The sequence below is a fragment of the Microbacterium sp. HJ5 genome, from assembly GCF_054824025.1.
The window spans coordinates 152,486-166,044 of sequence record NZ_JSYE01000011.1 but is presented as its reverse complement, the minus strand read 5'-3'; the positions used below and the strand labels follow the sequence as shown (position 1 = coordinate 166,044).

Genomic DNA, 13,559 nt, shown 5'->3' with positions numbered 1-13,559 from the left:
CCGCATCCAAGCCGACGACACCGCCGCCTACCTCCACTTCCACGACCCGGAAGACCTCGAGGACCAGGTCGCCGACGACCTGGCCATGCTGCTCGCGGAGCGGTTCGACGAGTCGCAGGTCGTCGACGATCCCGATCCCGAGGCGGCGGCGGCATCCCTCATCGCCCGCGTGCCGGTGCCGTACACCACCACGATCGGCCGCGAGGACGATATCGCCGCCGTGCGCGAGCTGCTCGCGCGCGGCACCGACCGGGTGGTGAGCCTCATCGGTCCCGGCGGGATCGGAAAGAGCCGCCTGGCGATCGAGACGGCCCTCGCGAGCGAGGACCTCTTCCCGGACGGCACGTACTTCGTGCTGCTGGAGGGCGTGCTCGAGCCGGGGCTGCTGCTGCCGACCATCGCGTACACGCTCGGCATCCGCGACAACGGCGAAGCCGCTCTCGAGGAGCGCATCTCGCACGCCCTCGCCGACCGCAAGGTGCTCGTCGTTCTCGACAACTTCGAGCAGATCGTCGACGCCGCGCCGGTGCTCGTACGGCTGTACACGGTCGCCCCGACAGCGACCTTCCTCGTCACCAGTCGCATCGTGCTGCGCATCCGCGGCGAGCGCGTCTACGAGGTGCCGACGCTGTCGACGCCGCCCGGCGACGGCCCGGCGAGCGTCGACCGGGCCACCCGCTCGGCCGCCGTCGCGCTCTTCGTCGATCGCGCGCAGGCAGTCAAGCCCGGGTTCGACGTCACCGACGACAACGCGGCCGATCTCGCCGCCATCGCTCGCCGGCTCGAGGGCCTGCCGCTGGCGATCGAGCTCGCCGCGGCGAAGGTGCGCATCCTCACACCCGCCGGCATCGCCGAGCGGCTGGAGCAGAGCCTGCCGCTCCTGACCGCCGCCGTGCGCGACCTGCCCGAGCGACACCGCACGATGCGCGCGACGATCGACTGGAGTGTGAGCCTCCTGCCCGACGAGCAGCGCGAGCTGCTCGAGGACCTCGGGGTGTTCGCGACCCGCTTCACCCTCGACGCCGTGGAGGCGCTCGGCGTGGGCCGCTCGTGGGAGGGCCTCGAGATCGACGGACTCGCGGCCCTCGTGGACGGCTCGCTCGTCAAGCAGACCGAGATCGGCGGGCGCTCCGTCTTCTCGCTGCTCGCGATCGTGCGGGAGTACTCGCTCGGGCGGCTGAAGGCCCGCGGCGAGGCCGACCGCGTGCGGGCGGCGCACGCGGACTACTACTTCGCGCTCGTGCGGCGGCTCGCGCCCGGGCTCGGCGGTCAGGCGCAGGCCGAAGCGGTGGTGCGCCTCGGTCTCGAGCTGCCGAATCTGCGCGCGGCGGTGCGTCACCTCATCTACACCGACCGCCTCGACGACGCGGGAGACTTCGCGTGGAGCCTGCTCATCTACTGGTGGATCTCCGGCTTCTTCGCCGAGGTCCGCCTGTGGATGCTCGAACTCCTCGAGAAGCAGCACGAGCGCCCCATCACCCAGCACACGCGCGCGGTCGCGTGGTTCCTGGCTCTGTGGGGCGAGATGTGGCAGCGCCCCAGCGAGCAGGTCGTCGCGGGGCTCGGCGAGTGCGTGCGCCTGTTCACCGAGAGCGGCGACGAGGATGCGGCGGCGATGGCGCTCGCGGCGCGGGCGACCGCCCGCGTGCAGCTCGTGGATCCGAACGCGGTCAAGGCCGACAAGGAGCTGCGCAAGGCGGTCGCGAAGCTGCGCGAGCTCGGCAACGGCTGGGCCGAGGCGATCACCGAGGTGTCGCTCGGCCGGCTCGCCTGGGTGCGCGGCGCCACCGAAGAGGCCCTGGCGCACTTCGACCGGGCGACGGAGGTCGCGTCCGCCGGCGGCGACCTGTTCACGACATCCGTGGCGGGCAACCTGCGGTCGCGGCTCAACTTCCAGCTGGGCCGGATCGACGAGGCCGAGCGCGAGTTCGTGCACACCCTGCTGCTGTCGGTGCACCTGCACTACGAGGAGGGCGTCGCGTACAGCCTGGAGGGCGTGTGCGCGGTGGCTGCCGCGCACGGAGAGGCGTGGCGGGCGTCGGCGCTCGCTGTCGCGGCCGGCGTGATCCGCCGCCGCATCGGCATCTTCGACGTCGAGGCCTTCACCGTGCACACGCCGTACCTCGACATCCTGCGGGGGCGCGACCCGGGAAGCGTCGCCTCGGGCGAGGCCGCGGGCGCCGAGATGAGCGTGTCCGAGGCCGTGCGGCTCGCGCTCCCCGAGAGCGAGCACGCGGCGGTCGAGGAGGCCATGCGCCACTGGTGACGCGCGGAAAGGGGCGAGACTATCGCCGCGACGCCACCCCGCCCCTACGCAACGACTACTCAGTTCTTCGGGCGTGCCGGAACCGGATCCGCGTGCCCGGCCGCGCCTGGGCGAGCAGGTCGAGCGAGGCATCCGTCACCACGGCGATGACGGGGTAGCCGCCCGTCACCGGCCCGTCGGCGAGCAGCACCGTCGGGCGGCCGCTCGGCGGCACCTGCAGCGCTCCGGGCACCATGCCCTCGCTCGGCAGCTCGTCCGTGCGCGTGCGGGGCAGCCGCGGTCCGTCGAGCCGCATGCCCACCCGGTCGGCGTCGTTCGTCACGGTCCACAGCGACTCGTAGAGCGTCGCGAGGGCGTCCGGCGCGAACCAGTCGGCCCGCGGACCCGGTGCGAGCTCGATCGTGAGCTCGTCGTCGTGCGGTGCCCCCCATGACGCGGGCGTCGAGACGGGGACGGGAGCGGATGCCTCGTCCGCGACGGCGAGTCGGTCGCCCGCCCGCAGCGGTGCAGGACCCAGGCCCGCCATGACGTCGGTCGCTCGAGAGCCGAGCACGGCGCGGCCGTCGAGGCCGCCGCGCACCGCGACGTAGGCGCGGGCGCCGTGCGCGAACCAGTCGAGGTGCAGCTCGGCACCGGCCGGCCACGCGATCGCCTCGTACGGGTCGACCTCGCGGCCGGCGAGGTGGATGGCGCCCCACGCCCCTGTCACGGCGACCCACAGGTCACGCCGGGCGACCGCGCGGAACCCGCCCATCGTCACCTCGAGGCCTGCGGCATGCTCGGCGTTGCCGACGAGACGGTTCGCCGCGCGCAGGGCGGTACGGTCGAGGGCGCCCGATCCCGCGACTCCCAGCGCCGCGGCGCCGGGGCGGCCGAGGTCCTGGACCGTTGCGAGCAGGCCGGACTCGACGACGTCGATGCCGCCGGCCGGTGCGGGAGCCGACGCGGCGGGCCGCTCGGCGGCGACCGGCGTCCCGGATCGACCGCTCGCCGCCGGGACGGCCCGGAAACGCACGCGCGTTCCCGGTGCGAGGAGCGCGGGGTTCGCGGCATCCGGGTCGAACAGCATCGCCGCGGTCGTGCCGATCAGCCGCCACCCGCCGGGGGTGTCGCGCGGGTACGCCCCCGAGAAGCCGCCGGCGAGGCCTACCGACCCGGCGGGCACACGCGTGCGCGGCGATGGCAGCCGCGCGACGTCGTACGTCCAGTCCTCGCGCACGAGATACCCGAAGCCGGGGGCGAATCCCGTGAAGGCGACCGTCCACGGCGAGGCCGTGTGCCGGTCGACGAGCACCTCCGGGCTGAGACCGAGCAGCGCCGCCGTCTCGGCGAGGTCGGCTCCGTCGTAGACGACGTCGAGCTCGACGAGAGGCGCGTCGGAAGCCGGCGCGGCGCGCCCCGCCGCCTCCGCGGCGTGAAGCGCCCAGCCTCGGGCGACCGAGAGCGGCAGCACCCGGGGGTCGACCCGCACGAGCACTGTGCGTGCGGCGGGGACCAGGTCGACGACGCCGTCGAGGCGGGATGCCTCGAGCCCGCCGTGCACAGCGAGCACGTCGCCCTGCGACCCGGCCTCGAGGAGGAACGCGCGCTCGCCCACGGGCAGGAGGCGGGCGCTCACCATGGGGCGCGCACCACGATGCCGTCGGCGTCGAGAGCGGCGCGCACCGCGCGCGCCATCGCGACGGCCGCCGGCGAGTCGCCGTGGAGACACAGCGAGGCCGCGTCGACCTCGACCACCGAGCCGTCGACGGCCACGACGACCCCATCGCGCACCAGCCGCAGCGCGCGCGCGGCGACCTCGTCGGGGTCGTCGAGCAGGGCGCCCGCCGAGGTGCGCGCGACGAGCCCGCCGTCCGCGAGGTAGCCGCGATCGAGGAACGCCTCGCGCACGAAGGGGAGTCCGGCGGCTGCGGCGGCGCGCGCGATCTCGCCGCCGAGGCCGAGGACGGGAAGCGCGCGGCCGATGAGCGCGGACTGGTCGGCGACCGCGCGCGCGACCGCCTCCGCCTGCCGCCGGTCGGCCGTCACCGCGTGGTAGAGCGCCCCGTGCGGCTTGACGTAGCGCAGGTCGGCGCCTGCCGCCACGAGGGCCCCCAGCTGCAGGGCCGTCTGGGCGGCGAGTTCGTCGGGCGCGAAGTCCATCGCCGCGCGACCGAAGTCTTCGCGGTCGGGGTAGGACGGGTGCGCTCCCACTGCGACTCCGAACCGCGCCGCCCGATCGACCGCGTCGCGCATCGACGCGGCATCGCCGGCGTGCCCACCGCACGCGACGCTCGCGCTCGAGATCAGCGCGAACATCGCCTCGTCGTCGGCGGTGGGGACGCCGTCGACGGTCTCGCCGAGGTCCGCATTGAGGTCGATGGCCGCCATGCCCCCACGCTAGCCCCGCGCGAACGCGTTACGACTCCGTAAAGGCTGTGGACGGTCGCGTGCACGAGCACGCCGCGCCAGGCAGGATGGACCAATGGCCCGCTCCACCGAACGCCCCGCGGCAGGGACGCCGCTGCTCCAGGTCCGCGACGTCGCCGTCGAGTTCCAGACGATCGAGGGGACGGTGCACGCCGTCGAGAACGTCGACCTCGACCTCGCCGCCGGCGAGACGCTCGCCATCGTCGGCGAGTCGGGGTCCGGCAAGTCCACCACCGCGATGGCGGTCATCGGTCTGCTCCCCGGCAACGGCAAGGTCACCCGGGGCAGCATCCTGTTCGAAGGCGAAGACCTCGTGGGCGCCCCCGAGAGCGTGCTGCGCACCGTCCGCGGACGGTCGATCGGCCTCGTCCCGCAGGACCCGATGTCCAACCTCAACCCGGTCGCCAAGATCGGCACCCAGATCGCCGAGACCCTTCTCGCGCACGGTCTCGCCACCCGCAAGAACGTCGACCAGCGCGTCATCGAGACCCTCTCGGCCGCCGGTCTTCCCAACGCCGCCGAGCGGGCGAAGCAGTACCCCCACGAGTTCTCCGGCGGCATGCGCCAGCGCGCGCTGATCGCGATCGGCCTCGCGTGCAACCCCAAGCTCCTCATCGCGGACGAGCCCACGAGCGCTCTCGACGTGACGGTGCAGAAGACCATCCTCGACCAGCTCGACCGCATGACCGGCGAGCTGGGCACCGCGGTCATGCTCATCACCCACGACCTCGGTCTCGCGGCCGAACGCGCTGCGCGCGTCGTTGTCATGAACCGCGGACGCATCGTCGAGCAGGGGCCGGCCCGGCAGATCCTCGAAGACCCGCAGCAGCCCTACACGCAGGCGCTCGTGAAGGCGGCACCCTCGGTGGCGGCCGTCCGCCTGCGGCCCGAAGTGTTCCGCACCGCGCCGGCGGTGGACGTTCCGGCGACTGACGCCGCGGCGGAGTACGCGCCGACGGCCGAAGCGCCCGTGACCGAGGTACCGACGGCCGAAGCGCCGGTGACCGGGCCCCCCGCGGCCGGCACGCCGGCAGAGCGCCCCGACACCGCCGAGCCTCGCACGTCCGCAGCGCCGGCGGCCGCGGCATCCGCTCCCGATCACATCGTCGAGGTCGAGGGCCTCACGAAGGTCTACAAGGTGCGCGGCAGCAAGGAGGACTTCGTCGCCGTCGACGACGTCTCGTTCGCGATCCCGCGCGGCGAGACCGTCGCCATCGTGGGCGAGTCCGGCTCGGGCAAGACCACGACGGCGCGCATGATGCTGAAGGTCATCGACCCGACCAGCGGCTCGATCCGTTTCGACGGCCAGGACGTCGCCGCGCTCAAGGGGCGTGAGCTCAAGCAGTTCCGCCAGCGGGTGCAGCCGATCTTCCAGGACCCGTACTCTTCGCTCAACCCGATGTTCTCGATCGAGCGGATCATCACCGAGCCGCTCGACTTCTACAAGCGGGGCTCGTCGAAGGAGCGGGCGGCTCGCGTGCGCCAGCTGCTCGACGACGTCGCACTGCCGCACTCGATGCTGCGCCGCTACCCGTCCGAGCTCTCGGGCGGTCAGCGCCAGCGCGTCGCCATCGCGCGCGCGCTCGCGCTCTCGCCCGACCTCATCGTGTGCGACGAGCCCGTCTCCGCACTCGACGTGCTCGTGCAGGACCAGGTGCTCACGCTGCTGCGCGACCTGCAGCAGGAGTACGGGCTCAGCTACCTGTTCATCTCGCACGACCTCGCGGTGGTGCGGCTGATCAGCGACTACGTGTGCGTCATGAAGGACGGCGCGCTGGTCGAGGCCGCCTCGAGCGAGGAGATCTTCACGAATCCCCGCGACCCGTACACCCGCCGGCTCCTCGCGTCGATCCCGGGCAACGAGCTCGACATCGCCGTCTGACCGCTGCGCACGGCCGCGCACGCGAGCCGCATATACAGCCGCACGGCAGCGCACACGGCCCCCGGAATCGCCTCGCGATCCGGGGGCCGTGGTCGTTCGAGCTCAGCGCGCGCGGGTGCGCGGGTCCATCGCCTCGCGCAGGGCCTCGCCGAGGAGCGTGAAGCCGAGCGCGGTGATCATGATGCAGATGCCCGGCAGGAAGGCGAGCCACGGGGCGATCGCGAGTTCCGCCTGCGCGTAAGTGAGCATGCGTCCCCACTCCGCCGTCTCGGGGCGGCCGCCGCCGAGGCCGAGGTACGACAGCGCGGCGGCGTCGATGACGGCCGTCGCGAGGCTCAGGGTTCCCTGCACGATGACCGGGCCGACGGCGTTGGGCAGCACGTGGCTCATCGTGATCGTGCCGCGCCCGAGCCCGAGAGTCTGCGCCGACAGCACGTAGTCGGCGCTGCGCTGCTGGAGCATCGACGAGCGCAGCAGGCGCGCGAAGACCGGGACCTGCGAGACACCGATGGCGATCATCACCGAGAAGGGGGTCTGCCCGAGCAGCGCCGCGATCGAGACCGCGAGGAGGAGGCTCGGAACCGAGAGCAGGATGTCGACGAAGCGCATCAGGATGTTGTCGACCTGGCCGCCGAACATGCCCGCGACGAGACCGATCAGCATGCCGCCGATGAGGCCGAACGCGGTCGAGACGACGCCGATGATGAGCGATGCCTGCGCGCCCCAGATCAGCTTCGAGAGCACGTCGCCGCCGAAGCGGTCGAGTCCGAGCGGGAACTGCTCGAGCTCTCCGGGACCGGGGATGTGGGTGGGCGTGATGTACGCCTGGCCGGGCAGCGCGTTCGGCGGGTACGGCGCGAGCCACGGCGCGAGGAGCGCGATGAGCACGAAGATGCCGACGATGATCCCGCCGACCCAGGCCGAGGGGTTGCGGAGCAGGCGGCGCCAGACATCGCGCCAGAACCCGCCTCCGGCCGTCCGCGCGGCGAGCAGCTCGCCGTCGGTGATGGCGGTGTCGTCGACCGGACCGCCGGACGGAGCGGGGGGCAGCATGGCGGAGGTCATGAGGCACCTCCTGTCGAGGATGCGGTGAGCACGATCATGAGACCCTCACTCTCGGATCGATGAAGCTGTACGACACGTCGACGGCGAGGTTGATGAACGCGTAGCCGATGGCGATGAAGATGATGAATCCCTGCAGGACGGCGTAGTCCCGCTCGAAGATCGCGTCGGCCATGAACTGCCCGACGCCGGGATAGGCGAAGACCTTCTCGGTGAGGACCGCGCCCGAGATGAGGAGACCCGCCTGCAGGCCGACCGTGGTGACCACGGGGAGCATGGCGTTGCGCAGGATGAACCGGTTGCGGATCGTTCCCTGCGAGATGCCTTTGGCCCGCCCCGTGCGGACGTAGTCGGCGTTCTGCACCTCGAGCACCGAGGCCCGCGTGATGCGGACGATGATCGCGAGCGGGATCGTGCCGAGCGCGATCGCCGGGAGGATGAGGTGCAGGATCGCGTCCCACGCGGCGTCGAACTCACCCGTGAGGATGCCGTCGAGGACGTAGAACCCTGTGGGGTGCGTCGCGTCGATGCGGGGGTTCTGGCGTCCGTCGGAGGGGAGCCAGCCGAGCTGGACCGCGAAGACGTACTTCAGGATGAAGGCCAGGAAGAAGACCGGGATCGTGATGCCGATGAGGCTGGCGGTGACGGCGAAGTGGTCGGCGGCCTTGCCGTGCCTGCGCGCGGCCCAGTAGCCGAGCGGGATGCCGAACCCCACGGCGAACAGGAGCGCGGCGATGGCGAGCTCGAGGGTCGCGGGGAACCGGAGGGCGAACTCCTCCAGGACGAGCCGGCTCGTCATGATCGACGCTCCGAAGTTGCCCTGCAGGAGGGATCCGATCCAGGTGAAGTACTGCTCGATCAGCGGCCGATCGAACCCGTAGAGCTCGTTGATGCGCTCGATCGCCTCGGGCGTCGCCTTCTCGCCCAGGATCGCGACCGCGGGACCGCCGGGGAGCGAGCGCACCCAGATGAAGAGCAGGATCGACAAGCCGAAGAGCGTGGGGATCAGATAGAGGACTCGTTTGCCGATGACGCGCAGCACTGCAGAAGACTCCGAGAGGTCGTGACGGGAGAGGAACGCGGATGCCGCGGGCGGGCGAGGGGCCCGGCCCGCGGCATCCGTCAGTTCATCACTCGGTGAGGACGATCTGGTTGAACACCTCGTCGTTCACCGGGCTGGCGGGGTACGTCTCGACCCGCGGGTCGAACGCCAGCGACGGTGCCGGGTGGGCCAGCGGGATGCCGGGGTTGAACTCCGCGATCATCTCGTTGATGGCCATGTACTGCGCCGTCTGCTCCTCGACGTCGGCCGTGGCGCGCGCCGCCGTGAGGGCGTCGAACAGCTCGGGGTTGTCGAAGCCCCACTCGTTCGAGGCCTGTCCGAAGAACACGCCCACGAAGTTGTCGGTGTCGTTGTAGTCACCCGTCCACCCGAGGAGGTGCAGACCGTGGTCCGAGCCGCCCTGGATGCGGTCGAGGTACGCCGGGTTCCACTCGTTGCCCGTCGGGGTGACCGTGATGCCGACCGCCTCGAGCTGCGAAGCCAGGTTGGTGAAGATCTGCTCGGGGTTGGGCATGTACGGACGCGACACGTTCGTCGGGTAGTTGAACATGAGCGTGAGTCCGTCGGGGTAGCCCGCCTCGGCGAGCAGCTCCTTGGCGAGCTCGGGGTCGTACTCGTACGTGGTGACGTCCTCGTTCCAGCCGGTGACCACCGGCGGGATGAACTGCGACGCGACCTCGGTGCCCTCGGGGAGCACCTGCGTGACGAGCGCCTCCTTGTCGATCGCGTGGGCGATCGCCTCGCGCACCTTGGGGTTCGCGAGCTCCGGAACGGCCTGGTTCATGCCGAGGTAGAGGATCGTGAACGGGTCGCGCTGCATGACGTTGAAGCCCGCGTCCTCGAGCGCGGCGGTGTCGGCCGGCGCGACCAGGTCGTAGCCGTCGATGTCGCCGGCCTCGAGCGCCTGGCGGCGTGCGGTCGGGTCGCCGATCGTGCGGAAGATGATCTCCTGCACCTGGCCCTGGTCACCCCAGTAGTCGGGGTAGGCCGACAGCGTGACCTGCTCGCCCGGCGCCCACTCGTCGAAGACGAACGGGCCGGTGCCGGTCGGGTGCGCGTTGGCGTACTCGCTGAGGGTCGGGGACTCCTCGGTGCCGCCCACCGCGTCGGCGTCGTACTCGGCGAGGGCCGTCGGGCTCTGCATCGAGAACGCCGGCAGCGACAGTGCGGCGATGAAGCCCGCGAAGGGCTGCGTCAGCGTGACGGTCGCGTGCGTCGCGTCGTCGGCCGTGCAGGACTCGTACACGGCGGTGTCGGGCGAGTCGGCGAAGCCCTTGAAGAGCGAGCCGTAGTAGTACGAAAGGCTCTCGGACTGGGCAAGGCCCGTCCAGTTGTACCAGCGGTCGAAGTTCGCGCAGACGGCCTCGGCGTTGAACTCGGTGCCGTCGTGGAACGTCACGCCCTCCTTGAGGGTGAACGTGTACGACAGGCCGTCGTCGGACTGCTCCCAGCTCTCGGCCAGCAGCGGGGCGGGATCGGCCGTGCCCGGCTCGACGCCCACGAGGCCCTCGAAGATCTGACGCGAGACGCGGAACGTCTCGCCGTCGCTCGCGAAGGCCGGGTCGAGACCTGCGGGGTCGTTCGATGCGGCGAAGACGAACGTCGAGTCGACGTCGCTCGCCTCGCCCGTCTCGTCGCCACCGCCGCGCTCGCTGGCGCAGGCCGTGAGCACGACGGCGCCGACGGCGACCGCCGCGGCACCGGCGAGCAGGCGCCTCTTCGAAGTGTGGAGCATGTGCTGTGCACCTTCCATATCGTGTGGGCGCCGCTGCACGTCATCGTGGAGCGAGGTGCGCGAAGCCCTCAGGGGGTGTGATGAATCGACGCTAACCGAAGCGGCGCGCATCGACGATTACACCTGTGTCTCGATTGTGTTTCGACGGTATCCGATGCCGCGCACTGATCGTTCTGCCCATCCACAGGCCGGTCCGCCGCGCAGAAGCGTCATCGCACCTACGGCGGGCTAACGTGAGGGCATGGCACGCGGCGGGAACGAGGCATCCGCTCCTTCTGCGCGCCTGACCGACGGCACCCTCGCCCGGGTCGTCCCGTCCGCATTCGGCGGCGGCTGGGAGCTCGACGTCGACGGCACCCCGCAGTCCCACGTCGACCTCGACGACCCGACGCACCTGCACTTCGAGTACGTCGCGCGCATGGGGGCCGTGATCGACCGGCTCCGCATGCCCGGCCAGCCGCTCACCGCGATCCACCTCGGCGCCGGCGCCCTGACCATCCCGCGCTACGTGCAGGCGACGCGGCCGGGCTCGCGGCAGCAGGTCATCGAGCTCGAGCCCGCGCTGTGGGACCTCGTGCGCGAAAGCCTCCCGCTCCCCCGCGGCGCCCAGATCCGCGTGCGCATCGGCGACGCACGAGAGGGACTGGCGCGGCTCCCCGCCGGGCTCGTCGGAGCAGCCGACCTCGTGGTGTCGGACGTGTACTCGGGTGCACAGACGCCCGCCCACCTCACGACGGTCGAGTTCTACACCGAGGCCGCGCGCTTCCTCGCCCCCGACGGCGTGCTCCTCGTCAACGTGTCGGACGGGTCGGGCCTCGCCTTCGCACGGCGCCAGGTCGCCACGATCGCCGCCGTCCTCGAGCACGTCATCGTCCTCGCGGAGGTGCAGACCCTGAAGGGCCGGCGGTTCGGGAACCTCGTGATCGCGGCATCCCGCGCCCCCCTGCCCACGCAGTGGCTGCCGCGGCTCATGACTGCGGGCCCGCACCCCGCCAAGGTCGCGCAGGGCGCCGAGGTGGTCGAGTTCGCACGCGGCGCGAGCGTCGCCACGGATGCCGACGCGACCGCGTCGCCGAAGCCCTCGGCATCGCTCTTCGAGCGCTGAGAGCGAGGCGGGATGCCGCGTCCCGGCGTGCCACGCGCGGCGATCGGCCCCGGCCCGGGCACACTGGATGGAGCCACCGATCGCTGCGCGAAGGGAGTCGCTGTGAGCTACATCCGCGGGTACGACCCCGACACCCTCCGCGAGCGGGTCGACCCCCGCCAGTGCAAGGAGCGGCTCGACGAGATCGGCGAGCAGCGCAGTCTTCCGGCGCTGCTGGAGCGGGTCTGGCTGCTGAAGGTGCTCGACCGCAGCGAAGACGCGCTCATCGTTTCCGAGCAGTCGGTGCGCGTGGCCCGCATGGCCGGCACCCGCAAGGACCTCCTGCGCGCGCGCATCCTGCACGCGTCGGTGCTGCAGACCCGCGGTGCCTACGCGGCCGCCGACCAGGAGCTCACAACCTGCGCCGAAGAGGCCGAGGGCCAGGGCTGGTCCGGCATCGCCGCCTTCGCCTACCAGCACCGCGGCAAGACCCACTACGAGGCCGGCGACTTCGACTCGGCGCGGCGCGACTTCAAGCGGGCGCTCTTCCTCCGGCAGGAGTCCGGGGCCGCCGACGACCAGCTCGAGTCGACGCTGCTCGCCATCGACGCCGCCGATCGGCGCCGGGCCGCGGCATCCGTCGCCAGCTGACTGTCGCAGGCCTCGCCTAGTCTCCCTCCATGTCGGACCTGAACCGCGTGCGCCACTGGGCTGAGGCGCTCATCGCCGCCCACCTCGACGACAGCTGGACGTTCGGGTTCGACAACGCCAAGCGCCGGGCCGGGCTGTGCGACTACACGAGCCGGCGCATCAGCGTCTCGCGCTACCTGGCCGCGCGTCACGACGACGACACCAACCACCAGACCCTCCTGCACGAGGTCGCCCACGCCCTCGCCGGGCCGGCCGCCGGCCATGGGCCGAAGTGGAAGGCGACAGCCCGCGAGCTCGGCTACGTCGGCGGCACGACCCATCACGGCGAGACGGCGACCGACCTCGCGCCGTGGGTGGGCGTGTGCCCCTCGGGCCACGTGGCCTACCGGCACCGCCGGGCGACGCGGCCGACCTCGTGCGCCAAGTGCGCTCCGCGCTTCGACGACCGCTTCGCCTTCACGTGGACCCGTCGCGAGATCACCCCCGCGACGCGCCTCGCGGCGATGACGCCGCGCGACTGACCGGGGCCCGCCGCGCCGCAGGGCCTCGCCGGGCGGGGGGCCGCGGACCCACCAGGTTCACTCGCCCGGTCCGTAACTCCGCCTGGATTCCGGCTTGCCTGCCGCGGCAGCCCGAACCGCGCGGGCACCCACCGCCCGCGAGCCGACGCAGGCGGAGTTACGGTCCGCCGCAGGGCGGGCGCGGGTCAGTACGCGGTGAAGGCGCCGTCGCGAAGGACGGGGACGACGGATGCCGCGTCCACGGCCGCGGCGGCGAGCACCTCGTCGCGGCGGCCGGCAGCCTCGAGCTCGCGACCGGAGCCGCTCGCCGTCAGCAGGTGTCGCACGGCACCCCGCAGCGACCGGAAGCCCTCGCCGGCGACGGCGGCGTCCGGTGACGAGTGGTCGATGCCGAGCTCGGCGAGGGCGTCGATGACGGCCCCGGCGCCGAGGAGGTCCTCGACGGCGAACCGCAGCGGTGCACCGGCATCGCGCGAGACGAGCTCGCCGCACGCGATGACCGCGATGCTGGTGCGTTCACCGCGCCGGTGCTGAAGATCCATCACCGCGCGGGCGACGGCGGCGGCGTTGCGCAGCCCGCCGAGCAGAACGGTGCCTGCCGTGGATGCGGCGGCGTCGGCAACCGCGGCGCCGTTGATCGACACGGCGCGGGCCGCGGCATCCATCGCCACCGTCTCGCCCTTCTCGACCGCCTGGACCACGGTCGATGAGAACCGCAGCACGTCGACGACCACCACGACGTCGCTCGGGGCGAGCCGGGCGAGACCGTCGGTCCCCCACTCGAGGCGGACCTGGTACGCGGACTGGTCGAACGGATGCTGCGAGCCGGGCATCCGTCCAGGGTACGGCGGCGCGGCCGGCCGACGAACGGCGCCCTGGTGCGAAA

Annotated in this window: 11 protein-coding genes; 5 read left to right on the top strand and 6 right to left on the bottom strand. The window is 72.2% G+C overall.

The features are described from left to right. Positions 1-2,266 (top strand): ATP-binding protein (locus tag OB08_RS05480; protein WP_461472937.1); only part of this gene is annotated, 2,266 nt, incomplete at its 5' end. A gap of 55 nt (positions 2,267-2,321) precedes the next feature. On the opposite strand, the gene OB08_RS05475 is transcribed toward OB08_RS05480, so the two are convergent. Both OB08_RS05475 and OB08_RS05470 read right to left on the bottom strand, forming a co-directional pair. Continuing rightward, positions 2,322-3,887, bottom strand: a complete 1,566-nt coding sequence (locus OB08_RS05475) for a 5-oxoprolinase subunit B/C family protein (protein ID WP_461472935.1) — start codon at positions 3,885-3,887, stop codon at positions 2,322-2,324. Next, the gene (locus OB08_RS05470) at positions 3,881-4,636 is read right to left on the bottom strand and encodes a 5-oxoprolinase subunit PxpA (RefSeq protein ID WP_461472933.1); all 756 of its coding nucleotides are present in this window, start codon (positions 4,634-4,636) and stop codon (positions 3,881-3,883) included. The genes OB08_RS05475 and OB08_RS05470 overlap by 7 nt, the downstream gene beginning before the upstream one ends. A gap of 94 nt (positions 4,637-4,730) precedes the next feature. Here OB08_RS05470 and OB08_RS05465 point away from each other — a divergent pair, with 94 nt between their 5' ends. Beyond that, positions 4,731-6,557: an ABC transporter ATP-binding protein gene (locus tag OB08_RS05465; protein ID WP_461472931.1), complete on the top strand. Its 1,827-nt coding sequence runs from the start codon at positions 4,731-4,733 to the stop codon at positions 6,555-6,557. 102 nt (positions 6,558-6,659) lie between these two features. Here OB08_RS05465 and OB08_RS05460 read toward each other — a convergent pair whose 3' ends face one another. The 3 genes from OB08_RS05460 to OB08_RS05450 form a co-directional block, all read right to left on the bottom strand. Further along, a complete protein-coding gene (locus OB08_RS05460; protein WP_461472929.1) occupies positions 6,660-7,622 on the bottom strand; it encodes an ABC transporter permease in 963 nt (320 codons plus the stop codon). A gap of 34 nt (positions 7,623-7,656) precedes the next feature. After that, on the bottom strand, positions 7,657-8,661 hold the full coding sequence (locus OB08_RS05455) for an ABC transporter permease (RefSeq protein WP_461472927.1): 1,005 nt from the start codon (positions 8,659-8,661) through the stop codon (positions 7,657-7,659). A gap of 88 nt (positions 8,662-8,749) precedes the next feature. Further along, positions 8,750-10,417 (bottom strand): ABC transporter substrate-binding protein, encoded by a 1,668-nt coding sequence (locus tag OB08_RS05450; RefSeq protein ID WP_461472925.1) that lies wholly within the window; start codon positions 10,415-10,417, stop codon positions 8,750-8,752. A gap of 241 nt (positions 10,418-10,658) precedes the next feature. Between OB08_RS05450 and OB08_RS05445 the strand changes: the two genes are divergently transcribed. From OB08_RS05445 to OB08_RS05435, 3 genes are all read left to right on the top strand, one after another. Next, positions 10,659-11,522, top strand: a complete 864-nt coding sequence (locus OB08_RS05445; RefSeq protein ID WP_461472923.1) for a spermidine synthase — start codon at positions 10,659-10,661, stop codon at positions 11,520-11,522. Positions 11,523-11,624: 102 nt separating this feature from the next. Next, entirely contained in the window at positions 11,625-12,152 is a 528-nt protein-coding gene (locus tag OB08_RS05440) for a hypothetical protein (RefSeq protein WP_461472921.1), read from the top strand. 29 nt (positions 12,153-12,181) lie between these two features. Continuing rightward, entirely contained in the window at positions 12,182-12,673 is a 492-nt protein-coding gene (locus OB08_RS05435; RefSeq protein WP_461472920.1) for a SprT-like domain-containing protein, read from the top strand. Between the two features lie 185 nt (positions 12,674-12,858). Here OB08_RS05435 and OB08_RS05430 read toward each other — a convergent pair whose 3' ends face one another. Then, entirely contained in the window at positions 12,859-13,506 is a 648-nt protein-coding gene (locus OB08_RS05430; RefSeq protein WP_461472919.1) for a 2-phosphosulfolactate phosphatase, read from the bottom strand. Between the last annotated feature and the right edge of the window lie 53 nt (positions 13,507-13,559).